Here is a 25,385-nt window from a genome sequence, read left to right as displayed (position 1 = left end):
CGCTTCTATCCTTTGTATCTGTAGTGGTGGGGATAGAACTGAGAGACTATCCAATTCTCGAATGTGTAGCCTCCCCTGGCTGACTGACAAATCTTTCCGTGTAGGTTGGGTTGAGCGGGAGCGAAACCCAAAGAACGACTTTTCAAGAGTTTTGGAGAGTCTTGCAGGTAGGCTCCCTTTGAGTTCACGTTCCCCAGCAGTGGTGCAGTTTGTTGGGTAACGCTATCGCTCTACCACTCCCTACGATTTTTATTCATGTTTCAGGAGTTTTGGATAGTCTTTCCGAGGGTTAGAGTCTATCTTCAGCGCTGGTTGCGCGACAAAAGCCTACTAGAAGTTTAAAAATTGAGTTTCAAAAAACAGAACCGGCTAAGTCTTAGCCGGTTCTGTTTTAATTAATGGTGAGAATCTTTAGAAGTCTCCGATTTACTAACAGGTTCCTTTTCTCGAATCGCATCTGCTGCTGTTCGTAACAACTCACTCAAGATTTGCCGTACCTGACGCTCTTTTTTAGCGATCGCTACCCCAGCATCACCCAGTTTTTCTTCAACTTGCGATCGCTTTTGTTCTACCTGTTGCACCATTACTTCAGCTTGAGGACGAGAACGATTGTACCAGTGCTTAGCCTCTTCCAGGTACTCTTTCACGTCCTCAGCGCGTCCCCCGTAACGTGCAGCTAAATTCGCTCGGAGAATCGCTAGTTGAGCTTGCAGTTGAGCGTAGCGCTCTCTCAGCGATGCTACCTCTTCACTGTTTTGGAGGCTATTAATCGCCGATTCAAGGGCAGTTTTGGTAGAAGGCGATGTATCTTTGCTTGTTTCTTCAATGTCTATCAGCAGTTTATCAATGTCTTGCTGGAGTTCATTTTCTTCGTTATCGAGTTGAGCCTGTAGCTGTTTAACCTCTGCTTGAGTTTTCGCAATATTTTGATGCCTTAGATGGCTAAACCCTTCAACCGCTCCCTCAATGGTAGCCGTGACTTCTTCTTTGAGTTCGCCACCTTTTTCTTGCAAGTTCTCCAAGACGACGGAAACCGCATCTTTAACAATTGAGCGAAGTTCGCTGGAACCTTCTTTAAACTCCGAACCTACCTGAGATACAGCAGCTTGAACAATTTCTCGAATTCGCTCTGCTCTTAACTGTCCAGTTTCTTTGGCTTGATGGAGATCGGTTCTAATTTGTTCTTTGATCTTATTATTAGGCATTTTCTTCCTCGCTTTGTAGTAGTTGATTTAGATGGAGCTTTAATTAAACTACTTGTAGAAGCTTTCTAGCAAAAAAAGAGCTTAGAATGCTCTTCCTATATAGTGGCGCAATCGCTTCAAAATCGGTACTTCCTTTAGGTAGAAAAGTTCCAATTTTGGATTGGCTAACTTGCGAGAGGGAAAGCAGCGGCGATCGCCCAACCGAAAAACAAGGCACTCCCCAGGGCATAACTCCACGTTTCGTTAAGCTGAGCGGCAGCAAAGGAGAAAATTGCCATAAATAGCGGAAATAACGGCAGCAAGAGGTAAATAAAGCTGAGTTGAGGCAGCAGGTAAAGCACCAAAATAAAGCCTCCCACCAGCGCCACACTTTGTCCCAGCCACCACGCCACCCGTTTGAATATCCCAGCATCTTGTTGTGCTACCCCCGACGCCAAGAACCAGGGAAGACAAGCCAGCGACAACAAAGGCCAGAGTTTTAGACGTGCTGGAATCAGCCACCACTGAACCCAAACTACCTGCGCGATCGCTCCAAAAGCTACCCAAAGTAGTCCAAACAGTGCCAATCCTAGCCCTACCGCTCGAATTGTGGGGCGCGGTAAACGAGAGAGGATACCCAGCCAAACCACACCTGCGATCGAGAACCAAATCCCCATTGCACCGCCAACCAGCAAGCCACCCAAGCTATCAATGTTGCCCCCACGACTGAGCAACAGGAGTCCACCACTTGCCACAAGTGGGGCTAAAAGTAAACCGAATCCCCTAACCTTCTTGCCGACAAGAATCACTCTTCGCCCTTCTCCTGGTAGGAGAGGGGTTGGGGGAGAGGTTAACTCAGATGGATTAGGTTGTAAAGGTGTTTTGCGATCGCGCGACGGCGAAGCCAGAACCGGGGAAATTGCGAAAAGTAACAGCAGCCATGCCACCAGATGCAAGCCATACCAAGCCATCCGGCGGTCAACATAGTTACTGCTGCTTGACACCCCAAAAGTAGCATCCAGCCATTTTCGGGCGGCTTGGTGGCTGACATTTCGCAAGAGAATGGTGATGTGTTCCGCGTTTGGGATGACGATCAGCGATCGCGCCCTTCCCTCAGCAAAGTTATCATTTTCTCCCCCCGCCGCCGCCAGCAACCGCTGGGCATTCGTCACAAATCCACCTTCCCAACTCCCTGCTTGTAGCTGAAGATTGCGCGGGACAGAAGGCGTGACCCTCGCACCCGTCGGCGAGATGGCAACGGTTGCCGCAAAGCGGTCGGGATTGCGGATACCCGCCGACATCACCGCACCACTACCCATTGAGTGCCCCAGTAGCGCCAAGCGGCTGGGATCGACCTCTGGTTGCTCCAACAGGGCAGCATAAGCCACATTCAGGTCTTGCTGAAGTGTATCGCGCTCTAGGGGTGCTGGATTTGCCCCATGTCCGCCGAAATCCCACAGCATCACGGCATACCCCGCGTGCGCCAAAACGTGCGCGTAGCCCAGCATTAACTGCTTAGAACCCGCATAGCCGTGCGCCACTAATACACCGGGTATTTTCTCAGAATTTTGTGGTGCGACGTACAGCATCGGCAACCCTTTGTCTGAGAATGTTCGCGTCACCAATCCAGTCCGCGCCGCCGCCACCCCCCACCAGGAAAGCGCAATCAGCAACAGCGCCAAGATTGTTAAAAATAAGCGCTTGCGAGTCATATCAATCCTTAACTCCGGAGTTAGGCTTATGGTGATAACCCTTGATATGATGCATCAGATTGCGTCAGAGAAACTCAGAGTTTTAGCGATCGCAGCACCCCCAATATCAATGGAGACTCAATTATGTGGCTGATAACGATTAATTGTTCGGGCGATGCTTGGAAACGGTATGCGAATGACTTTAAGGCGATCGCAGACAAGTATCACAGCACTTGTGTCTCTTCCAAAAAAACGCCAGATGGTCAGCGCTTCATGGAATACAAGGTTGAAGATGTAGGAGACGCCGAATCTTTCCAAGACGAGTGTTTAAGTCTTGAAGGATTCACGGCTTCCTTTGAATCACTTTGACATCGGTGCTTTTGGTCGCTGGCTTTTCAGAATCATTCCCCCAATTCCCACCCGCCGCTTCAGCTTCAAATTAGGAAGTCAAGAAAGAAGCCCAAGCTTATGTTTAGAGTCATCACCCGTGAATTTTCTCAAGAGTTTGAAAGATGGACGGACGCATTAAATACAGCTAAGTCGCTGCAACCAAAATGTAAGAGTCTGTTTCAAGACATCCGCATTTTTGATGGGAAAGAACTTGTATGGGTGTACAGCCGTTCTCACACTTATCCTCAATATATTGGCGCTGGCACCTATAACCGATTGGCACGCTTATTTCTTCAGGAAGCTACAGAAAACGACGAAGTTGATGGAGACACCGATCCATAAAATAGTGGATTGCCACTGGTTATTAATTTAATCGAAACCGAGGAAAATTACCTTGAGGAAGCTACTAACCGTCCTACTGCTAACATTCACTATGCTAATTGCCTTTAGCATTCCAGCTTTAGCCGCAGATACTGCCAACGGTGCCAAAATCTTTAGCGTCAACTGTGCTGGTTGTCATCTCAACGGCGGCAATATCATCAGACGAGGGAAGAATCTGAAACTCAAAGCATTAAAAAGAAATGACATGGATAACGTGGATGCGATCGCGTCTATCGTCGCCAATGGCAAAAACAATATGTCCGCCTATAAAGACCGCTTAACCGAACCAGAAATCCAAGCTGTTTCCGCTTACGTGTTAGAACAAGCTGAAAAAGACTGGCGTTCTTAACATACCAGCCAATTCACAAAGAATCGTCTTTGCCTTAACTAAATTTACCTTCTTGGCAGCTTTAGGGAATTACAGAATTGTCTAAAAATTCTACATCTCCAGTTGGTGGAATATCTTCGACATTATACAAACCTGTCTCTAAGGTTTCTGCAATCTCCCATGCCGTATCTATATCTTCAGCTTCGAGCATTCTGACAACTCGACGTTCGGAACCGGTTCTGTCATAGATGGCATAAAAAGTCTTCAGCGATTCTGGTTGGTTCGTTGTCATAATTGTTAATAAGCTTTTCTTTTCAAACTTTACCAAAATAACCCTAACAAAGCATCAAAATGAACTTACCCGAATCAAGCAGACTGCAATTTACCCCAGATTTGAATATTTGCCGCGTACTGAATGGAATGTGGCAAGTGTCAGGCGCACACGGACGAATTAACTCAAAAGCTGCGATCCAAAGTATGTTTGATTACATGGATGCAGGCTTCACAACTTGGGATTTAGCCGACCATTATGGTCCCGCCGAGGACTTTATTGGCGAGTTCCGGCGACAATTGGTAGAAACTCGTGGTAGAGAGGCGCTGTCTAACTTGCAAGCTTTTACAAAATGGGTGCCAAGACCCACTAAAATGACGCGCAAGTTGGTTGAAGATAATATTAATATTTCCCTCAGAAGGATGGGAGTTGATTCCTTAGACTTGATGCAGTTTCACTGGTGGGATTACCGCGATAAAAACTACTTGGATGCGCTCAAGTATATGGCGGAACTCCAAGATGAGGGAAAAATCAAGCATCTAGCTTTGACAAATTTTGATACAGAACGCCTGAAAATTATTACCGAGGCAGGGATCAAAATTGTGTCCAATCAGGTGCAATTTTCTATTATCGATCGCCGTCCTTTAGTTAACATGGTGCAATTTTGTCAAGAGAACGACATCAAGCTTTTTGCTTATGGGACACTCTGCGGCGGCTTGCTGTCAGAAAAGTACCTGGGACAACCAGAACCGCGAGGGGAAGAACTGAAGACTGCTAGCTTGCGAAAATACAAGAATATGGTGGATACGTGGGGTGGTTGGAGTTTATTTCAAGAGTTACTTTTTGGGCTTCAAGAGATTGCCCAGAAGCACGCGGTAAATATCTCTAATGTGGCGGTGCGTTATATTCTGGAGCAGTCAGCAGTAGCCGGTGCAATCGTCGGCGCACGGTTAGGAGTGTCGGAGCATATCGAAGACAATGCCAGGGTGTTTGATTTGATACTGGATGCAGAGGATGATAAGCGAATGAATGCGATCGCTCAACAATCGCACGATCTATACCAGCTCATCGGTGACTGCGGCGACGAATACCGACGATAAGCAGCAACTTCGCTACGGTTAACCACCCTGTAAGGGTAGCTGATTTTTTTCTTAAGATTCGGATAACCAGGACGATTCAGCCCAAACACGTTTACGAACAAATCACCTATGAGTGCAAACGCCATTGTTATTGATAACCCGTTACTCATCGGCAAAGGGCTGCCCCCATTTGATGCCATCAAGCCGGAACACATCGTTCCGGGGATGACGCAGCTACTGGCTGAACTAGAACAGGAACTTGCCACCCTAGAAACCCAGGTAGAGCCGACTTGGAGCGGTTTAGTCGAACCACTCCAACAACTGGTAGAACGTTTAACCTGGAGTTGGGGCATTGTCGGTCATTTGATGGCTGTGAAGAATAGCCCCGAACTGCGCGAAGCTCAAGAAACCGTGCAGCCAAAAGTGGTGCAGTTTTCCAATAAGCTGAACCAAAGTAAGCCGCTGTATGAAGCATTTAAGGCACTGCAAAATAGCGATCGCCCAGATAGCCTGGAATCAGCCCAAAAGCGTATTGTAGAATCAGCGATCAAAGATGCCGAACTTTCCGGTATTGGGTTGGAAGGAGAAAAGCGCGTAGGCGAAGCCCTTTCGGAGAAAGCTCGCTTTAATGCCATTCAACTGGAATTAGCAGAACTTTCCACTAAGTTTGGCAACCACGTCCTTGACGCCACCAAAGCGTTTAGCTTGACGCTGACTAGCAAAGACGAAGTTGACGGCTTACCGTCCAGTTTAATTAGTCTAGCCGCTCAAACTGCCCGTGCTGCTGGCGAAGAAAACGCCACCCCTGAAAATGGCCCCTGGCGCATCACTCTGGATTTTCCCAGCTTTGGTCCTTTCATGCAGCACAGCACTCGTCGGGACTGGCGCGAAAAGCTTTATAAAGCCTATATCAGCCGTGCATCGAGTGGCAAGTTGGATAACACCCCACTCATTGAGCGCATTTTGCAACTGCGACAAGAAAAGGCAAAGCTACTCGGTTTTGACAGTTTTGCCGAGTTAAGCTTAGCCCGAAAAATGGCTCCCAGCGTTGAGGCAGTGGAGGCGCTGCTAGAAGAACTGCGCGGCGCTAGTTATGATGCTGCCAAGAAGGAATTAGAAGAATTAAAAGCTTATGCTGCTAGTAAAGGAGCCGCAGAAAGCAGCGACTTGAAGCACTGGGATATCAGTTTTTGGTCGGAACGCCAGCGGGAAGAAAAGTTCGCCTTCAGTGCAGAAGAGTTACGCCCTTATTTCCCGCTACCGCAAGTGCTAGATGGGCTATTCAGCCTCGTAAAGCGGTTATTTGGCATTACCGTCACGGCGGCTGATGGTCAAGCCCCAGTGTGGCATCAGGATGTGCGTTACTTCCAGATTGCCGATGAAACGGGCAATGCGATCGCTTATTTCTATTTAGATCCTTTCAGCCGTCCAGCCGAAAAGCGCGGCGGTGCCTGGATGGATGAGTGCCTAGTCCGTGCCAAAATTATCGAAGCTGGCACGCCCACCACACGCTTACCCGTCGCCTATTTGGTCTGCAACCAAACCCCCCCAGTCGATGGCAAACCCAGCCTGATGACCTTTGGCGAAGTAGAAACCTTATTTCACGAGTTCGGTCACGGGTTGCAACATATGCTAACCAAGGTAGATTATCCTGGGGCGGCAGGCATCAACAATGTGGAATGGGATGCTGTAGAATTACCCAGCCAGTTCATGGAAAACTGGTGCTATGACCGACCCACTTTGATGGGAATGGCGAAGCACTACGAAACAGGCGAAACCTTACCAGAGCATTATTACCAAAAGCTTTTGGCAGCACGCAACTACATGAGCGGTACTGGCACCCTGCGGCAATTGCACTTTAGCTTAGTTGACATCGAACTCCACCATCGCTATCAACCGGGTGGGAATGAAACTGTGGCTGATGTGCGGAACCGCATTGCCAAAACCACGACAATTTTGTCCCCTCTGCCAGAAGACGCCTTTTTATGCGGGTTTGGACATATCTTTGCTGGCGGCTATGCGGCGGGTTATTACAGCTACAAATGGGCTGAAGTTCTCAGTGCTGATGCCTTTGCAGCTTTTGAAGATGCTGGCTTAGAAGATGAGACGGCTGTAGCTTCTACAGGTAAGCGCTTCCGCGATACCGTATTGGCGTTGGGTGGTAGCTTGCACCCGATGGAAGTGTTCAAGTCCTTCCGGGGACGCGAACCGAGTACCGAACCTTTACTGCGGCATAGCGGCTTAGCCGTGGCGTCGCGTTAAGGAACCATTTCGCCTGGAGTAGAAATCCCATCCTGTAGAGACGTAGAATTTCGCGTCTCTACAATTCCTGATATTTTGCACATTCTTTGTGTATTCAGGACTTACGCAACATCACCACATAGTAAGGGCAACCACAGGGGGATTGAACCCGAAAAAACGCTATATGTATAAGCTTTGCGTAAGTCCTGGTATTAACAAAGCTCAGTCATCCGACTTGAAAATTTTGCTGAGTTTTATAAAATTGATGCTTGCATAGAAGCCAGGATTAGCGAATGCAGTCTAAAGTTGTTGTTGGGAATGCTCATAGTGAAGGTGCAGTTTTATAAAATTGATGCTTGCATAGAAGCCAGGATTAGCGAATGCAGTCTAAAGTTGTTGTTGGGAATGCTCATAGTGAAGGTGCAAGTCGTTCTGGTTGGTTTCTCGGTCATTTTATAAACCCAACCGATGACATTCGTTCGACTTCCAGCCTAGAAGTAAAATGGGGGATTCACCCAGCAGGAGACGGCAGATCCGAGTGGGCAATGAACGCGGAAGCAACTACACTTTCTGTCCTGATTCAAGGACGATTTCGCCTTCAATTTCCAGAGCAAGAAGTCTTACTGTCTCGTGAAGGTGACTACGTTCTCTGGTCTCCAGGTGTGCCCCATTCTTGGTCTGCTGAGTCAGATTGTACCATTCTAACTGTCCGGTGGCCCTCGAAGTCAGGAGATAGTGTAGCAGTTAGCTGATTGCTGAAAAAGAAGGCTGCATGATAACCTAACTTACCCCCTGAGGATTTAAATCTTTAGCTAATAGCTTAATTCGGCTTAAACTCACATCTTGCACCAGTCGCATTACCCGCCTGGGGTTTAAACCCCAGGCTAATAGCTCAAGTCCACTTTAGTGGACTGAAGTTCTTCCCCAGTCCATTTTAGTAGAGTTAATAGCTTCAGTCGACTTTAACTCACATCTTGCACCAGTCGCATTACCCGCCTGGGGTTTAAACCCCAGGCTAATAGCTCAAGTCCACTTTAGTGGACTGAAGTTCTTCCCCAGTCCACTTTAGTGGACTTGAGCTATTAGCCCGGAACTTGAGTTCCGGGCGGGATTGGCTAGACTTGAGCTAAGTAGATGGAGCTAATTATTTGTAGGATGAGGAGAGGGATAGCAAAACTCATAAAACCCATACCCATTTTGGGTTACAGATAAGCAAACAGGGCTTTCGCATTCGGGAATACATATCTGAAATTACCCACTATATTTTCGCCCGAATGCGAAAGCCCCTACATTATCCAATTTCTAAAGGCACAGGGCGCAATCTTCCTGCTACTTCAACACTAGGAAAATTTGGATCGAAAGTTAGATTTTCCAATCCATTGTCGAGAATTACAAAAGTATCTTCAATCTTTGCACCTGGTAAACTTGGATTCCAAGCTACAGCCATGTTTTCTTCTAAGGTGTCATTAGTCTTTGGATTTGCCACAACTTCTCTAGCCAAATATCCCGTAGTTCCACCCTGATGATGTTCGCGCATGGCATTATGATATCCATGCTTTTGATAAGTATTGGCTAAAGTGTCATAAACTGCATTCAGAGCGATTCCAGGCTTTAAAAAATTCAAGACTTCCGCTTCAATTTGGCGAACATCACCGTGCAGTTTGGCGTGTTCATCGGACGCACCAAATGAGACAAATCGGGTAAGATTCGCATACAAACCATGTCTTCTCGCGCAAAATACCAGCATCGCTTGCCGTCCAATCTCTTCGCCAGTGGCGGTAGCATGACGGTACAGCGGCAAACGCCTCTCGCCAGCTACTAGAGTTAGCGCTGGATGTATCCCCCTCGCCCACAACGCCTCGGCACCCGCACCGGCAAGCTGATATTCTGTCCAATCCGGCTTAGCGGCTTTGAGTACCTCTGTCATCGCTTCGCTTGCCTGACGCCCTAGCTGGCGATATCGCTCCAGCTCACTTGACATCAGGGTGCGTTTATGCTGTTGTAGAGATGCGGGTAATCGCTTTTCGACGTGAGGGATGGAGCGAGCAGGGCTAGGAGCGCTAACGCTGGGGCGATCGCTTAAAATTTCCCCTCCATTGGTCGCCTCGCGCACAAAAGACTCCCGCTTTTGTGCATCTGCCCAAGGATTGACGTAAAACTGGAAATTTCCGGGTATTTCCTCATCTTTTAACCGTTGCGCTTCGATTTCATCGGTTAATATCCAGGCATCTTCGGCAGTCACCAGCACTTCTGCAACTCCAGTTTCAGCCGTCAGCAGTACGGTGTTGGAACCGCCAGCAGTCGCCCAGGCGAACCAATCTGTGCCGCGCAATCGCAAACCCTGCGCTTCAGCTTCCGTTAAGGCGTTTCGGATTAACTCTAGCTTCTGAGAGACTTCTTCACTAAGTTGATTCATAACTCACCTTTTACACCAAAAAACCCCTCTCCGTTTCGGGGAGGGGAACCGGAGTTCTTCCCCGTATAAAAATATTTATTCCGCTTCCCTTTCCTGTTAGGAGAGGGTTAGGGAGAGGTGGGAAGGGTGTTAAGTTTTAATTTCACAACCGCAGGGGATTTTCAAGTGCGATCGCGACAGCTTGTAACTCCTTCGCCTTCTCCTCCGGAAGCGCATCATTCGCAAACATTCCTGCGGCTAGTTCGGTTCCCGCCAGATACTTGAGCCGATCCTGAGTCCGATAGGGAGGATACAACTCTGCGTGCAAGTGTGCTTCTGGGTGCGGATTTCCATCTGTGGGTGCTTGGAACCACGCCATCAAGTAAGGGAAAGGACGATTCCACAAGCCGTCATACTTGAGAGTGACAGTTTTTAAGGCTTTGGCGAGTCCTTGACGCTGTTGTGCCCTCAGATCCACAAATGTAGCGACGGGCTGAATCGGGGCAATCCAGACTTCGTAAGGGTAACGGGCGAAAGCGGGGACAAAGGCGATCGCTTCCTCATCTAGATAAATAATTCGCTGGTTATCCAAAATCTCTTTTTGGATCAAATCTTGCAGTAAACCCCGCTGATGCTCCTGATAATAAGCTTGTTGCCTCTCTAACATCCGCGCTGGGACGGGTGGGACAAAGGGATAGGCGTAGATTTGCCCGTGGGGATGCTGCAGAGTCACCCCCATCTCAACCCCTTTGTTCTCGAAGGGCAGTACATACTGAATCTGCGGCGTTTCGCCCAAAGCGCGAGTGCGATCGCCCCAAACTTGCAACAATAACTCCAATTGATCTAATTCCAGGGAACCGAGGGAAGCTTGCGGATCTTGCGTAAATACCACCACTTCGCACGCGCCGTTTGCCGGGAGAGTTTGCACAATGCTGGCAGGTGGATCGTGCGCCGTCAAAGCCATTGAGGGAAAGCGGTTGTCGAACACCGCCATATCATATTTCCCTTGGGGGAGTTCTGTCGGAAACTGAGGATCTTTGGTGGGGGAAAGCGGATTGTATTCTGGGGGCGGCATAAAAGTCCGCCCCTGACGGTGACTTGCATAAGCAACCCATTCGCCCCGCAACGGATGCCAGCGCAGGTGAGGATTCGCGGCGACTGGTTCATTACTAGGGCTAGTGGTTGTAATTTCCTCCGCAATGGGGAATCTGCTGTATAGAATCAGCTTGCGACCATCCGGCTTCAACAGCTCCTGGGAATACATTTTCCTCTTGCCGCCATGCAGCTTTAACTGTTGTGAGCATAACGTCCTCTTCGTCTTCCTCACCCCTGCCTAGAGTCGCATATGCGATCGCTTCTAAGGGGAATTTCGGAGTTCGGTCGGCATATAGCAGTCCGTTAGCTTCCTGGTAGGTATCCGTCAACTGGGTGTAACAAAAACCGCTAAATAATTCGACTCTGTTCACCACATCTAGTAGCGCCGTATACCTGATTTGCAGTTCGGAGACATCATGGGAACGCACATATCCCCAAGCTTTTTTATCTTCCCGACCCGCATAAGCAATGCCGCCAAACTCAGTCAGCATGATCGGCTGTCCTTGATGGGGATAGCCGTCCAGCGTTAGAACGCGCCCACCCGGACGCTGGCGATCGAAGAGGTCTGATAGCTTCACCTCTGGGCCATAGCGCTTTGCCAACCGAGTCGGCTTATTATCATAATCGTGGATAGCCAGGATATCAGTTGCCGCACTCTCCCAGCCGTCGTTGCCGATGACAGGGCGAGTCGGGTCAAGAGTCTTGGTCAAGTGATACAGTGCTTGGACGCAGTGCTGGTGGGCTTCCGTCGCCGTCAAGTCGGGAACGCCCCAAGATTCGTTGAAGGGCACCCAGACGACAACGCAAGGATGGCTGGCATCGCGTTCAATGACCTCAGTCCACTCCTTAGTAATCCGTTCCACCGCTTTAGGCGAGAAGCGATAGGCGCTGGGCATTTCTTCCCAAACCATCAGTCCTAGCACATCTGCCCAATACAAGAAGCGGGGGTCTTCAATCTTTTGGTGCTTGCGAACCCCGTTGAATCCCATTGCTTTGACTAGCTCAACATCGCGCCGCAACGCTTCATCGGAAGGTGCGGTCATCAGAGTCTCAGGCCAATAGCCTTGGTCTAGAACCAGTCGCAGATAGTAGGGACGACCATTGAGCATAAAGCGATCGCGCTGGATTCCCACCGTCCGCATTGCGGTATAAGACTTGATTTCATCCAGCAACTCGCCATTAGACCACAACTGCACCTCCGCATCGATCAAAGTTGGCTTCTCCGGACTCCACAGCAACTCGTTGCGGTAGTCGTCAATGCCAGGGTCAGAAAGGGCAATGCGTCGGTGAATCTCCCCGTGGATTACTTCATAGGTATCGTTGACTAGCAACTGGCAGCCAACAGTTAGTTTTACCTTCACCTCAATGCCATCGCACTGTTCACCCGCTACAAAAGCTTCAAAGCCAATCTCCCAACGCTCAAAGTGCGGCGTCCAGCGGATGCGCTCAATATAAGTTGAAGGAACGATCTCTGCCCAAACGGTCTGCCAAATCCCAGTGGTGCGCGGGTACCAAATACTGTGCGGTTCCAGTTGCCAATCTTGCTTACCACGCGGTTTCGCTAAGTCCTGGGGGTCGTCTTGCGCCCAGACTGTTATCCGTTGCGGCCCGTTTTCATTAAATACTGGCGTAATATCGATGCTGAAGGGAGTATGTCCGCCTTCATGGTCAGCCATAAATTGACCGTTGATCCACACGCGGGCACGATAATCTACCGCCCCGAAGTGGAGAAGCACCCGACCTTCACCCTTGACGATGTTAAATTCCCGCTCATACCAGCAGTTTGCGTGAAAACCCGTGTCGCCAATGCCACTTTTTGAGGATTCTGGAGCGAAGGGAACTTCAATTGTATGCGTCCACTCAGGAATATCTGAGGGTCGAGTTATTTTCCCATCATCGTCATAGGTAAACTTCCAGGAGCCGTTGAGACAAATCCAGTGCGATCGCTGTAACTGCGGACGCGGATACGCTCTTTCGAGCTGCTCAAAATCAGACTGAGTAGCGCCGCCAGATGCGACATAACAATTTTCCAGCCACTTCCCCAAAGAGTGCATATAGTCATCTATCCAAGGTTATATATCTAGATTACCCATAAAGATCCGACTATTAACTGTTTTTGGTTATTTTATATAAAATTGTTTAAATGTCTACACAGTCTGGATTTGAGCAATTTAAGTTTTAATTTGTTTCCAGCAAAAATCCAACTTAACGACTAGGGCTATTTGATGCCATTTAGAGGATAAGTAATGGCTATAGTCATGACTACACCATTTTGGTAATCTTTTCAGGATAAAAGTATGTTGCGTCTCACGCAATACATCCGGTTACTGTGTTATCGGCACCTCAAAATTGTCAGTCTCGCCGTGACTGAGATACCTGACTTTTTGTTCGAGTCCCGCTGCGATAACAACCTGCATAAAATCCTCTAACGGCGATTTAAAAATCGTGTATTCGTTGTAGTGAATTGGGATGGCGTGCGGCGAGCGATCGCTTGAATTGCCTTTACTCCTTGCTTGGCATCCATTGTCAGAAGAATTCTGAATGCTTTTGTTCCACACAAGTGCAGCAAAGTCAAATCAATATCAGAATACCGCTGAGGAATTTCCTTCAGTTACTGGTTAACTAAAGTATCGCCGGTAATCCGAAGGAACACACGCTCCAATTCTGGAGGCAAATAGCGAGAAACAAACGATTTAACGTGCGGAAGCAGGCTGGATTGGCGAGCTGGTAGACTTCAGTTTGGGGGAATATACTGGCTTTGGCAATGGGTCTGATATTGGATTAAGATTAGTTCGCGCTAGGCTTCCTAAATTTGGAAATTCTTCCGAATTATTAAAGGTTTCCAAAACTTGCTCTAAACCCGTCATCTCCAATAAAATTCTGACCTGTTCGCTCTTGGAATAAAGTAAAAGTTTGCAACCCGTGGATCTGGTAAGCCTGACAATTGAAACGAGAGCCATTAAGCCAGAACTACTGATAAAAGTGACATTTTTGAGGTCGAGTAGAACAAGTTTGACTCCCGCATCGACTAGATTCTCAATTTCTTGATGAAACTGAGCTGCTTTAGAGCTATCAAAAATATCTGGGGACTTAACGATTTTAAAAAGAACGTTCATCTTAAAAGCCTCAATGACTAAATGGAGTAAGGTGGGAAGTGCCCACCATAAAGTGAATTAAAGTAGCGATCTTTACAGGGAAATCTTGGATTCATGGAAGTAGCGGGCGATCGCATTTTCCAGCGACGGTAACAGTACCCCCCGTTCGCTGCCCAAAACGCTGTAGATTGGGCGCGGTGCCAATAGCCTGAGCGCTTGCATGGGACAAGCTTCAATTTGGGTAGCATCGAAACCTGCTTGCTTGGCGGCAAACCGTGCCAAGTCTGCCCAAGAACTCTCACCAGGGTTCGCAATGTGCCACAAACCGCTCTCGCTATCAATTAAGAGATCAAGACTGGCATTGACCAGATCCGGAACATAGGTTGGTGAAACGACCGCATCTTCTGCCGCAATAAAGGGTTTTCCTGCCGCTAGGGTGCGGAGTGCCATTGTAATGAAGTTGTACTCGTCCCACGGCCCGAAGAAGGCGCTGGTGCGAACGACAAGCGACGAGGGATGAAACTCTAGAACTCGCAACTCGGCTTCTACTTTGCTGCGTCCATACACATTGAGCGGTGCAACGGCATCGCTCTCCACATAAGGAGCAACACGAGTCCCATCAAATACAAGATCCGATGAGAAGGTGAGCAGCGCCACTTTCCGCCTCGCGCAAGCAGCCGCGAGAGTTGCAGGACCAACCGCGTTTTCGCGCCGACAAGCATCCGGTTCGCGCTCCGCATCGTCTACGCGAACGTATCCAGCAGCATTTACAACCGCCCAAGGCTTGAGTTCAGCCAGTGCCTTATCAACCGATGCCGGATCGGCAATATCCAGTTCCTGACGGTTGAGGAGCTTATAGGGTATACCCCGGATGTCGCAAATTCGAGCAAAAGCTTTCCCCAGCGTCCCTGTAGCTCCAATAATGGCGATCGCACGCGGTGAGGAAGAATGGAGTGCTGAGGTGCTGAGGTGCTGAGGACTGAGTGCTGAGTGTAATGCATCTGTTGGCTTTTGCGTTTCTGGGTTTTTGCGCCCCTGCTCCTCTGCGCCTTTGCTCTCCTCTACGGGTGGATAGAGCAGTCGCTGGGGTCTGTGCCACCATCCCGGCACATCAAGAAGGGGGTGGTGGGGCATCTCGCCGCGTGCCAAATCGCGCAGCATTTGGGCAAGCGCTGTTGGGCGGGGTTTGGGCGATCGCAAGTCGAACACCCCCGGCTCGTAATGACCATCAGCCCTCGTCACTAAGCTAGTCCAGTCATAGGAACCGAGGAGCGACCAAGCGGTGATGGCACGCACATCAATGCCTTCAGAACGCAGACTGGTTGCTGCCTCCCACACCTCTTTGAGCCAGCGCAGTTGTTCCTCGCGGGTGCAACCGTGATGGACTTCAGTGACCGCAATTGGCAAGCCGTAGCGTTCCCATGTCTCTTTGAGCAGCGTGTATGGTCCGGCGATTCCTTCAGCACGGACTCGCACTGCCTCGACATCTGCGTACTGCTGCTGCTCATTTCCCCCGTGCGTCCACTGGGGATAGCGTTCTAGGCGCTCATCTAGAAAGCGATCGCTCGTCAAGTAGTGGTTAATCCCAATTATGTCTGGCGGACAGGGATTTTCTAAAAACCACTCCAGTTCAGCTTCACTAATCCCCACCCAACGCAGATATTCCCACATCAGATGAGCGCGATTCACTCGACCATACAGCAGATCGAAACTCAGCCAGCGACGCTCATTCTCAAAATCGGCTTGGTACGCCATCTGTGGCGTGCTGAACACCTTGCACAAGTCCTCCGTTTGCACCAGCTTTGCGTTCGGGTTAACTTGGCGAATTGCCCGCATCGAGAGGATCGTGGCGCGGATTTGCGTCAACAACGCCTGCACGAAAGTTAAATTATCCCGACCGTGAGGATACCAGTGACCGTATAATCCGCTAAAACGCGCTGTAGTGAGCGGCTCGTTGACAGGCGTGTAACTTTCCACCCACGGGTAGCGCTCTTGCACGGCTTGGGCGAACTGGGCAAGCTTAGAGGCAAAGGTGGGATCGACCAGGCTAGTATGATGAGGGCCGCTGCCGTGGTGAACTAAACCCACAATGGGACGGATACCGAGTTCTCGCAAACGTCCCAGTCGTTCATCCGCCCAAGACCAATCGGCATACTCTAGCCCATCGGGGGCGGTTAGTTCCCAGAGGACGGGGTAGCGGATGGCACGCACGCCGAGTTCGGCAAACAAATTAAGGTCACTTAAGCGCGTTTTGTGACCGTTTTGCTCCAACTGGTTGAAATAGCGATCGCCTACGCGGTTAACGGTACACTCTACCCCAGCCCACATCTCCAATTTTGAGTTTTGAGTTTTAGGTAGCACTTCGTGCCGCTTTGCTAGTGAGTTTTGAGCTAATTCAGAATTGCTAATTATTAATTCTCTATTTAATGCTGCTTTTACCATTCCTCACCCCCAATTAATTTGTGCATGAAGTGTCAGTAGCCCATTACTCATGGCTATTGTTTCTGATTTTTTATTCATCGTTCATGGCAGTAAAAACGAGTCAAGCAACCATTAGTCATTAGCAAATCACTAATGACTCATGACTGTTGACTACTGACTAATGACTAATGACTAACCGCTTTTCCGTGACCATTTGTGGTTGCAACTTCTGTCTGTGGGCGTTGCTCAACGATTTCATTGAGAGAAACATTCTGGGTGTAGTTGCTTCTCGCTTCTACGGGTTCTAAAACGACTGGTTCGCGTTTCGTGCCAATCTGTTTGTAAACGGTGAGAGCCTGAGCCACGCATTGATCCATGTTGTAATACTTGTAAGTCGCCAACCGTCCTACAAAATGCACCCCCGACGTTGCATCAGCGAGTGCCTTGTATTTCTTGTAGAGTTCGGCATTTTCTGGGCGCGGTACCGGGTAGTAAGGATCTCCCTCGGCGCGGGGGAACTCGTAAACGATGCTAGTTTTATTGTGTTCTTGTCCTGTCAGGTACTTGAATTCAGTGATGCGAGTGTATAAATGCTCGTTGGGGTAGTTGACGACTGGCGCTGATTGATGCACAGGCTTGTTGAGCGTTTCATGCTTGAATTCCAGGGAACGGTAGGGAAGCTTCCCGTAGCGGTAATCGAAGTAAGCATCAACGGGTCCGCTGTAAATCATTTCTCGATACGGAATGACTTTCTGAATCTCCCGATAATCGGTGTTAAGCATGATTTTGATGTTCGGGTTAGCCAACATCTTCTCGAACATCCGGGTATAGCCGTGCAATGGCATCGCCTGATAGCTATCGGTGAAATATCGATCGTCTCGATTGGTGCGGGTGGGTACCCGCGCGGTGACTGATTTATCGAGTTCAGAGGGATCGATTCCCCATTGCTTGCGGGTGTAGTTCCGGAAGAATTTTTCGTACAATTCCCGTCCCACCTTGCTGACAACCACATCTTCACTGGTGCGGATATATTCTTTTTTCTCAGCAACCGAGGCAAAGAATTCTTCGAGTTGAAAGGAGGTGAGATTCAGTCCGTAAAGCTTGTTAACTGTGTCAAGGTTGATGGGGATTGGCACCAGTTGACCGTCTACACTTGCCAAGACGCGGTGTTCGTAGGATCGCCACTCGGTGAAGTTGGAAAGGTACTCAAAGACTTCGCGGGAGTTGGTGTGAAAGATGTGGGGACCGTATTTGTGTACGAGAACGCCTGCATCATCGTAATGATCGTAAGCGTTGCCGCCAATGTGCGATCGCTTATCAACCATTAGAATCTTCTTGCCCGACTGACTCGCCAGCCGTTCCGCAAGGACACTCCCAGCGAACCCTGCACCCACAATAAGATAATCAAACATTCTAAAAGCCTCGCTTATTTAATAGCAATATGGCGCTAACATCCTTACGCAAGTAAGGGGAATGAAATGGCTACCCTTGGGTAGGAAGTAAAAATGAAAAACTGAAAAGTCAGAAATTCAACTAAAAAGCCAGTCCTTATTCACTTTGGGCGGACTGGCTTTTGGATGTTTGTTTGGGTTTGTTAACCGAGGTAACTCCTGCACGCTTGTCCAATTCTGACGCTGAGGTTTTGGCAAGGCGATCGCGCAATTCTTGAGATACACTCGCGTCGTCCATTACACCGTCCACCAGTTGCATCATCCGCGCCCAAGTGGAATCCCACGAATTCTGCCCTAGGAAGGCATCTACCTGACTCAGCCATTCCGATTCATCAGGATTTTGCTTGATTGCTGCTTCGGCTGCGGTAACGAAATCGGCGACTGTATCTGCAATCTTCACCAAACCCATCTCCCCGTAAGGACGAATCACATCCCGGATGGAGGTAGACACGACTGGCTTCCCAGCAGCGAGGTATTCTGGAGTTTTGGTAGGACTAATAAAGCGGGTTGACTCGTTACGAGCAAAAGGCAACAACGCCACATCCCACCCAGCAATATATGCAGGCAACTCTTGATAAGATTTACCACCCAGATAATGAATATTGGGGTATTGGGGCAGATTTTGGGGATCTATTTTGACGACTGGGCCAATCACAACCAGATGCCAGTCAGGTCGCGCTTGGGCAATGCCACTCAGCAGTTCAAGATCCATGCGCTCATCAATTACCCCAAAGAATCCCAGACGCGGGTGGGGAATATTTATTTGATCGGCTGGTTCTTCTGTCAGAGTTTTTGCTTGGGCAAAGTGCGCTCTCTCAATGCTACTGGGAAAGGCGTAGACATTCGGGTGCTGGTGGCGCTTGGCTTCGTAAAGGCTTTGTCCCCCTGTAAATACCAAATCTGCACGGTTAAAGAGTTCGGCTTCGCGCTCGATCATCACGGGTGGCGCTCCCTTAAATGCCGATAGCTCATCCATGCAGTCGTAGATAATGACTAGAGGATCTAAGTGGTGCGCGAACGCGATCGCCATCGGTGTGTAGTACCACAGGATATACTCGCGGATTTGCGCTTGTGCCAACAAATCATCGAGCATCCCCTTTTGAGCAGCTATGATTTCATCCTCACTGATTCCTTCGCTCAAGTAAGGCACCACCACCGAGACACCACTTTCACGGATGCTGACATCCAGTCGCCAAGATGGATCGGAACTTAAAATCGGTTCTTCAATGAAGAATACTCTTCGCTCCTTTGCACAGCGGCTCAAGAGATGTTGCGGTCGTTGGTAGACAAAATCCCAACGCAAATGCGACAGACAAATAAGTGCCGGTGGATTTGACAAGGAAGTTTGGGAACCATCCGACTGTAATTTTGGAGATAATGCACTCGCTGAGGGAGACTCAAGTGCATCTTTTAAGGAGAACTGTATCTCCCATGCCCCCCCATTACTCGCACTATTCTTCATCAAATTTTTGGGCTGGGACATAAATAGCCTCAGATATTTGTAGATTTGATTAAAGCTTTCAGAATCGCCTACCTACACAAAAATAAGAACAAAGTGGAAAACCTTGAACTGAAAAAACACTTGGAATAAATTTCTAGCTATAACTGCAAAAAGCAGCTAGAAAGTATGTTTTCCTGCCTTGTTTACCTTTTTGCGACTCTAAAGCAGTTTTGTTGACTTAACACCTCTGCTTAATTTATCCGTTTTTCTTGCCATTGACTTCTGCCTGGAGAATGAATTTGCTGTTACTGCTAAAAAAATAATTGCTATTGTTGAGTTCTAGCTTCTACCAGAGGAATGACGCTACTTCTTCCTAAAAAATAAATTTAATGTTAAATTAGTTTGTGCCAAATAATACAAAAACTCTACGTATAACGGCTTCTAGTGGGAGTAAGGAAGAGATGCGGGTGGGTCGCAGGAATTAAAGAAAAATGCTTCTAAGTAGCAGCATTGTTGCGTCCAGGTTCAATGGCTGTATCTTCTTTAGTGACAATCCACACCTAATCACACGTAACTTGTTTGGCTAGGTTTATTACTTTAGACACTTGCGTCGCAGGTTATTGAATAAGAGTCGTGTTCGCCGAAACTGGCGATCGCGCGATCGCTCGAATTGGATCGAGTAAACGTTGAATCAAATGCTTGTATAGCTAAAAAATCCAGCACTCAATCTATATAATTTATAGTTTATGCATAGCGTTTGGTAGCAAGTACAAAAGCTTGTAAAAGTTTTTTGCGAACATTTTAATATTTAAAGCCACACAAAAAATAATCTTATTTGTGCTTTAAATAAACACATTAATAATTTATTAATAAATTTTATTGAAAGTGGAGTATGCTTCGAGGAATTGCATGGAAAGACTTTTTTGCCAAGTTACTGAAGAGTAGATAGTGACTTCTCTGGGAGAATTAGCTCACCCTCCCCAAAGGAGTGATGAATCCTGACTCTGTGTTACAAACTGAGTGTTGAGCGATCGCTTTCTCAGAGAAACTGTAAAGCAGATAGAGAAAAGGGGAAAATAGCCAAGGAAAGTTCACAACGAAAGGAAAATACTCTCCCCTCAATGACAAAGTCCCAACCAATCCCTAGGCTTATGTACTGTGCTATCGAGAGAAGCATAGCATAGCATAGCTCCACACAGAACTGTTTGTATTCATAAGCACAGACTGACTTAACGTCAAGTCAATCCCTCAGGTAGAAGTAGAGGGAAATGATGGCAGTTATTCTGCATAAGAGCGATCGCTCTTAGATGCACAATAGCGAAATGCTCTGGTAATTCCAGACCCGTATTCTAAACCACGATTGTCCTAGATCGGGGCTTCATGAGCGGGAAGCATATCTGTCTTCTCAATTCAGCCGTCAATGAAGTTGACAAGACCGTTTTTGAATAATAGGAAGCCGCAGAGTTCTAGAGAATAAGAGCAACCACTACGATGAAACCTTCTGATTTGTCCAAAGTTCTTTTTGCAAGTACCTTCGCCCTCACTTTAGCTACTCTACCCTTAACTCTGCCTGCTTTTGCCCAAACTGGCACTGGTGCAGGTGGTTCAGCTTCCGGTACTAGCACTGGTGCAGGTGGCGCAACTTCCGGTACGACGGGTGCGGGTGGCACTACTTCCGGTACAACCACGACTCCCGGTGGTGCAACTTCCGGTACAACGGGTGCGGGTGGTACCACTTCCGGTACAACCACGACTCCTGGTGGCACTACTTCCGGTACAACCACGATTCCTGGTGGCACTACTTCCGGTACAACCACGACTCCCGGTGGTAGCACTTCCGGTACAACCACGACTCCCGGTGGTAGCACTTCCGGTACAACCACGACTCCTGGTGGTGCAACTTCCGGTACGACGGGTGCGGGTGGCACTACTTCAGGGACTAGCACCGCTCCTTACGGCACGACTACGACGCCTGGTGGCACTACTTCCGGGACTTCTACTGCTCCTGACGCCACGACTACGACGCCTGGTGGCACTACTTCCGGGACTTCTACTGCTCCTTATGGCACGACTACGACGCCTAGTGGCACTACTTCCGGGACTACCACTGCTCCTGACGCCACGACTACGACGCCTGGTGGCACCACTTCGGATACAACTACTATCCCCGGTAGCACGACTCCCAATAGCACGACTTCAGACACCACCTCTTACCAAGGAGTTCGCTCTGCAAGAAGCGATCGCAACTCCAGTTGGGGCTGGTTAGGCTTCCTGGGTCTAATCGGTCTAGCTAATCTGTTCCGCAAGCAGCACCAAGAAACTTCACGTCAGCGTTAACCCAAGGTGTGCAAGTATTTAAAAACCAAAGCTAAAAACCCAAAGCCCTGGCTATAAACCAGGGCTTTACTCATATATATGTAATTTTTTCAAAGTTTAGGCGATCGCTTTCAAGCTTTACACAGATCCCAGGACTGAATCCAGCCCCCATTGATGCTTCAGCAGGTTCTGATAGATATTTTCTCGAATTATCATCTGCTTGTGTAGCTGGAGCAAAAATTGCTGAGCTTGCTCGCGAGACATATGCTGTACTTGATCTGCAAAAGAAATCAAGCTAAATTCTTGCTCTAAAGACAATTCAATGGGTCGTTCCATAATAGTCTCCTGTGCCCAACCAGGGCAAAAACTAGAGTTAAGTAATTGATATGTGTCTGAAAATGAAGCTAAATGAACAGTTTATTTAAACTTCTTTTGTTGGCTGACACTTACAAAGTATCATTTTCAACTTTGCGGCTTCCTCTGCCACTTGGTGTAACTTTCATTTCCTTCAGAAATAATCCGATAGATTTATTCAATAAGAATTAGCCAAATATCTAACACTTCTTTGCAGTCAGGCTGTTTGAGCGGGTGCATTCCAGCGCATGCAAATCACCCACAGACTGGAATGGGGCTACAAAAACAAAGCCTGCCGACCAGGCTAAATGTACTCTTGACGTTATTGTTATTAGTCCGCGTAGGCGGACTTGGTTTTTATAGCCGCGACTTCAGTCGCCAGGTATTTTTACTTTAATTGAGATGCTCCCGTTTGAGCTGCTGTATTTGGTTCATTGAGAAGCGATATGTCAGGACTTACGCAAAGCTTATACATATAGCATTTTTTCGGGTTCAATCCCCCTGTGGTTGCCCTTACTATGTGGTGATGTTGCGTAAGTCGTTCTGAATTAGAGCAAATTTGCACAAATTAAGTCATTTATCAGCGTTTTTGAGTAGTTTTTGCTCTATCCCCAAAGAAGGAACATACTTCTAAGCAACCCTTCTAATAGAAAATATCCAATTAAACTAAATAGCAAGATTCTTAATCTCTAGACCTGTCCAAAAGCTCAACTTCAAGTGAATAGCACAAAGTTCAACTACTTTTCAGACGGGTTTAATGACTCGCTAGCACCTCCCCGTTGAGGGAGGGATTGGGGGACGCGGCTTCCTCTGTGAAGATAGGAGGAGGTTCTACTATCCCACTTTAAACGGGTATCCCAATCTGCTCAGCGATTGTCCTGATATTGCTAGCTCAAAGCTGAAGCCACCAGATAACCAAGCATGCTTCCTAGACCCTTCTTCTTCCAGGCTCTGATCTAATGAAACAACTCGCCATTTCTCAATTCCGTAAATATAGCTTAATTGGCGTTATCTCATGCGCCACCGTGCTAGGGACAAATTTCTGCGTCCTGACTCAAGCAAAAGACTATTCCCCTACTCAAGGTCATCCCTCCCTTGCTTCTGGCTTGATATGGCCCACTCAAGGGAATATCACTAGAGGCTTTAATACTTATCACGAAGGAATTGATATTGCGAGTAGCACTGGGACTCCGATTGTTGCTGCGGCATCGGGTACAGTCATCAAAGCTGGTCGTGATGATTCGGGATGGGGATTAGGCAATGAAATAGAAATCCAGCACAGTAATGGAAGCCACACGGTGTATGGTCACAATAGTCGTCTTTTGGTGAGCAAGGGTCAACAAGTTACTCAGGGTCAAGTAATTGCCGAGATGGGTTCGACAGGCAATAGTACAGGTCCTCACCTCCACTTTGAATTTCATCCTGATGGTCGTCTAGCGGTTGACCCGGCTGCCGGATTGCCCTCTTTAGTCGCAGGCAGGATTCCACCGCTGCAAATAGCAACCGCTGCGCCTAAACCCATTGCGCCTCCAGTGTCTCAGGCTGTACGCAACGACGCGGACACTAGAGGCAACAACACTACACCTTACCCGAATCTAAATGTTTATCCTGGGGGTCGTCAGGGAGGGAACTCTCTCCCAGTAACGCGCGTAATCACCCAGCCCAAACTGCTGCAACCGATTGCAGTGGCAGCTACTTCTGTTGTTGCTGAGACTTTCAATCAATGCAGCAACGCCTTGATTGAAGGTGAGACGGCAAGCTCTCGCGTGAAAGTTTGTCGGGAAAATGGTCAATTGTTTTATGTGGGGCAATTAAAGCAGCAACCGAGCGCTTCGATGCAGCTTGCTGCTTGGCGTGTTGGACAGGATCGGTATCAAGCGGATAACGGCAGTTATTCCTATTTTATTAGCCCACGCGGAGTGGAAGTTTGGCGAAATGGTCGTCAGATACGTTCTGAGCCTTTTAACGGTTCTTTGAGGATTTCACGGTTCTAAAAGGTTTTACAAGTGAGGTTGGTAATCTCCAAAGAATGCGCTACCCGATTTCTTCTCAAGCTACACTATCAGGTTGTCTACGGGCGATCGCTCTCTCTACCCTGATTTTCTCTTGTGAGGTGACAAAGCGATCGCCTTTACTTAACTTTTCTTAGAAAACTTACCTTTGCTCACTTTTTTTATGAATAAAAAATTAAGATTCTACTATTGCACTAAAGGCTACACTATTGTTTTACCATCTGAGGAGTTAAAGCCTTACAGTCTCGATTGACAGATAAACAGATTCCAACTTACACCAGTATTACCATCCCGCATTGGTGCAATTTCTCTAAAGGGTGCATGATTTCGTTAAAACAGCGGTCAGACAACTGAGCAAACGATTCAGTCTAGAGAAGGGATAGACCAGATATTTCGGGAAGACCCGTTGATTGCATCGTCAACTGTCAGCTTGCATTATTTGTGTATAGCTGAAGTGTCTGCATGGTTTGGAACGGCTACAGTTTGAGCATCTAATTTAGAAATAAGTTGCACATTGGCTTCCTCTAACGCTGCTGAAACTCCACAATTCATCAGAAAATCACCTAGTTTCTCAAAAATGTTTCCGAAAAACTCAGCAGCGATCGTGAAGCATCAAAAAGTGTTTCTCAACCATAAGGAGAAAAATCATGGAAACGCTTGCTTACATTCATGTTTCTAATACCTATGAAGAAACAGAAGCTGGTATCGAGTATCATCTGCGTGACTTTTCGCTGAACTGGAAGCAACCACCGAGTTCAGCTTGGCTGGGTTTACTTGGCGTAGCTTTCTTGTTCGGAGGTCTCAGCGACCTCAAACCAGCCAACGCAGCACAGTATTTTGTAAATACAAACGGTCGTTGTCTCAACGTTCGCTACGGTCCCAGCACATCTTACGGAGTGCATAGCTGCGTCCGTAATGGAGCTGTACTTGCACCAGTTGTGGCTTATCGCAACGGGTTTGCCAAGCTTTCTACGGGTCGTTACGTTGCTGCTAACTATATCAGCACGAGACCGGGTTCTGGTTCGGGTTCGGGTTCTGGTGTTGGGGGTGCATATCTCAGCCTAGGCTCTAGAGGTTCTGCGGTTCGACAAGTTCAATCAGCTTTGGGAGTTTCAGCGACTGGATATTATGGTTCCGTGACTCAAAGAGCAGTTCGGAACTTTCAGTCGAGAAATGGCTTACGTGCAGATGGAATAGTGGGACCGCAAACTCGCAGAGCGCTGGGAGTGTAGAGAAGATT

21 protein-coding genes are annotated in these 25,385 nt (G+C 48.0%); 9 read left to right on the top strand and 12 right to left on the bottom strand.

Annotated elements, in window-relative coordinates; translation table 11 throughout:
- Positions 1-395: 395 nt before the first annotated feature.
- On the bottom strand, positions 396-1,205 hold the full coding sequence (locus tag ACFW2W_RS19915) for a histidine kinase (protein WP_378182131.1): 810 nt from the start codon (positions 1,203-1,205) through the stop codon (positions 396-398).
- A 164-nt stretch (positions 1,206-1,369) separates the two neighbouring features.
- Positions 1,370-2,896 (bottom strand): alpha/beta fold hydrolase, encoded by a 1,527-nt coding sequence (locus ACFW2W_RS19910; RefSeq protein ID WP_378182129.1) that lies wholly within the window; start codon positions 2,894-2,896, stop codon positions 1,370-1,372.
- A gap of 123 nt (positions 2,897-3,019) precedes the next feature.
- Here ACFW2W_RS19910 and ACFW2W_RS19905 point away from each other — a divergent pair, with 123 nt between their 5' ends.
- The 3 genes from ACFW2W_RS19905 (at position 3,020) to petJ (ending at position 3,995) form a co-directional block, all read left to right on the top strand.
- Positions 3,020-3,244: a hypothetical protein gene (locus ACFW2W_RS19905; RefSeq protein ID WP_378182126.1), complete on the top strand. Its 225-nt coding sequence runs from the start codon at positions 3,020-3,022 to the stop codon at positions 3,242-3,244.
- A 99-nt stretch (positions 3,245-3,343) separates the two neighbouring features.
- Positions 3,344-3,607: a hypothetical protein gene (locus ACFW2W_RS19900; protein WP_378182123.1), complete on the top strand. Its 264-nt coding sequence runs from the start codon at positions 3,344-3,346 to the stop codon at positions 3,605-3,607.
- 52 nt (positions 3,608-3,659) lie between these two features.
- Positions 3,660-3,995: a cytochrome c6 PetJ gene (gene petJ / locus ACFW2W_RS19895; RefSeq protein WP_378182120.1), complete on the top strand. Its 336-nt coding sequence runs from the start codon at positions 3,660-3,662 to the stop codon at positions 3,993-3,995.
- Positions 3,996-4,056: 61 nt separating this feature from the next.
- On the opposite strand, the gene ACFW2W_RS19890 is transcribed toward petJ, so the two are convergent.
- Positions 4,057-4,266 (bottom strand): hypothetical protein, encoded by a 210-nt coding sequence (locus ACFW2W_RS19890; protein WP_378182117.1) that lies wholly within the window; start codon positions 4,264-4,266, stop codon positions 4,057-4,059.
- 59 nt (positions 4,267-4,325) lie between these two features.
- Between ACFW2W_RS19890 and ACFW2W_RS19885 the strand changes: the two genes are divergently transcribed.
- From ACFW2W_RS19885 to ACFW2W_RS19875, 3 genes are all read left to right on the top strand, one after another.
- Positions 4,326-5,345 (top strand): aldo/keto reductase, encoded by a 1,020-nt coding sequence (locus ACFW2W_RS19885; protein ID WP_378182114.1) that lies wholly within the window; start codon positions 4,326-4,328, stop codon positions 5,343-5,345.
- Positions 5,346-5,453: 108 nt separating this feature from the next.
- Positions 5,454-7,586, top strand: coding sequence for a M3 family metallopeptidase (locus ACFW2W_RS19880; RefSeq protein WP_378182111.1), 2,133 nt, complete (start codon positions 5,454-5,456; stop codon positions 7,584-7,586).
- A gap of 359 nt (positions 7,587-7,945) precedes the next feature.
- On the top strand, positions 7,946-8,317 hold the full coding sequence (locus ACFW2W_RS19875; protein WP_378182108.1) for a cupin domain-containing protein: 372 nt from the start codon (positions 7,946-7,948) through the stop codon (positions 8,315-8,317).
- A gap of 539 nt (positions 8,318-8,856) precedes the next feature.
- On the opposite strand, the gene ACFW2W_RS19870 is transcribed toward ACFW2W_RS19875, so the two are convergent.
- The 8 genes from ACFW2W_RS19870 to ACFW2W_RS19835 all read right to left on the bottom strand — a co-directional run bounded on the left by ACFW2W_RS19870 (position 8,857) and on the right by ACFW2W_RS19835 (position 19,505).
- Positions 8,857-9,981 carry a M24 family metallopeptidase gene (locus tag ACFW2W_RS19870; protein ID WP_378182105.1) on the bottom strand — a complete coding sequence of 375 codons (1,125 nt, stop codon included), beginning with the start codon at positions 9,979-9,981 and terminating at the stop codon, positions 8,857-8,859.
- Positions 9,982-10,123: 142 nt separating this feature from the next.
- A complete protein-coding gene (gene galT / locus ACFW2W_RS19865) occupies positions 10,124-11,224 on the bottom strand; it encodes a galactose-1-phosphate uridylyltransferase (RefSeq protein ID WP_378182103.1) in 1,101 nt (366 codons plus the stop codon).
- Positions 11,136-13,109 carry a glycoside hydrolase family 2 protein gene (locus tag ACFW2W_RS19860; RefSeq protein WP_378182100.1) on the bottom strand — a complete coding sequence of 658 codons (1,974 nt, stop codon included), beginning with the start codon at positions 13,107-13,109 and terminating at the stop codon, positions 11,136-11,138. The genes galT and ACFW2W_RS19860 overlap by 89 nt, the downstream gene beginning before the upstream one ends.
- A gap of 270 nt (positions 13,110-13,379) precedes the next feature.
- On the bottom strand, positions 13,380-13,613 hold the full coding sequence (locus tag ACFW2W_RS19855; RefSeq protein ID WP_378182097.1) for a hypothetical protein: 234 nt from the start codon (positions 13,611-13,613) through the stop codon (positions 13,380-13,382).
- A gap of 135 nt (positions 13,614-13,748) precedes the next feature.
- Entirely contained in the window at positions 13,749-14,171 is a 423-nt protein-coding gene (locus ACFW2W_RS19850; protein ID WP_378182094.1) for an STAS domain-containing protein, read from the bottom strand.
- Between the two features lie 72 nt (positions 14,172-14,243).
- On the bottom strand, positions 14,244-16,478 hold the full coding sequence (locus tag ACFW2W_RS19845; RefSeq protein ID WP_378182251.1) for a family 1 glycosylhydrolase: 2,235 nt from the start codon (positions 16,476-16,478) through the stop codon (positions 14,244-14,246).
- Between the two features lie 278 nt (positions 16,479-16,756).
- On the bottom strand, positions 16,757-17,983 hold the full coding sequence (gene glf, locus ACFW2W_RS19840) for a UDP-galactopyranose mutase (RefSeq protein WP_378182091.1): 1,227 nt from the start codon (positions 17,981-17,983) through the stop codon (positions 16,757-16,759).
- Positions 17,984-18,119: 136 nt separating this feature from the next.
- On the bottom strand, positions 18,120-19,505 hold the full coding sequence (locus ACFW2W_RS19835) for a glycosyltransferase family 1 protein (RefSeq protein ID WP_378182088.1): 1,386 nt from the start codon (positions 19,503-19,505) through the stop codon (positions 18,120-18,122).
- 1,449 nt (positions 19,506-20,954) lie between these two features.
- Here ACFW2W_RS19835 and ACFW2W_RS19830 point away from each other — a divergent pair.
- Complete coding sequence (locus ACFW2W_RS19830) at positions 20,955-21,800, top strand: WGxxGxxG-CTERM domain-containing protein (protein WP_378182085.1); 846 nt, start codon at positions 20,955-20,957, stop codon at positions 21,798-21,800.
- 117 nt (positions 21,801-21,917) lie between these two features.
- Here ACFW2W_RS19830 and ACFW2W_RS19825 read toward each other — a convergent pair whose 3' ends face one another.
- Positions 21,918-22,115 carry an NblA/ycf18 family protein gene (locus tag ACFW2W_RS19825; RefSeq protein WP_378182083.1) on the bottom strand — a complete coding sequence of 66 codons (198 nt, stop codon included), beginning with the start codon at positions 22,113-22,115 and terminating at the stop codon, positions 21,918-21,920.
- Between the two features lie 977 nt (positions 22,116-23,092).
- On the opposite strand from ACFW2W_RS19825, the gene ACFW2W_RS19820 reads away from it, so the two are divergent.
- On the top strand, positions 23,093-24,127 hold the full coding sequence (locus ACFW2W_RS19820) for a M23 family metallopeptidase (RefSeq protein ID WP_378182080.1): 1,035 nt from the start codon (positions 23,093-23,095) through the stop codon (positions 24,125-24,127).
- Between the two features lie 665 nt (positions 24,128-24,792).
- The gene (locus ACFW2W_RS19815; RefSeq protein WP_378182077.1) at positions 24,793-25,377 is read left to right on the top strand and encodes a peptidoglycan-binding protein; all 585 of its coding nucleotides are present in this window, start codon (positions 24,793-24,795) and stop codon (positions 25,375-25,377) included.
- Positions 25,378-25,385 lie beyond the last annotated feature (8 nt).

The organism is Coleofasciculus sp. H7-2, assembly GCF_042747725.1.
Lineage (GTDB): Bacteria > Cyanobacteriota > Cyanobacteriia > Cyanobacteriales > FACHB-T130 > FACHB-T130.
This window is presented reverse-complemented; position numbering and strand designations above follow the sequence as displayed.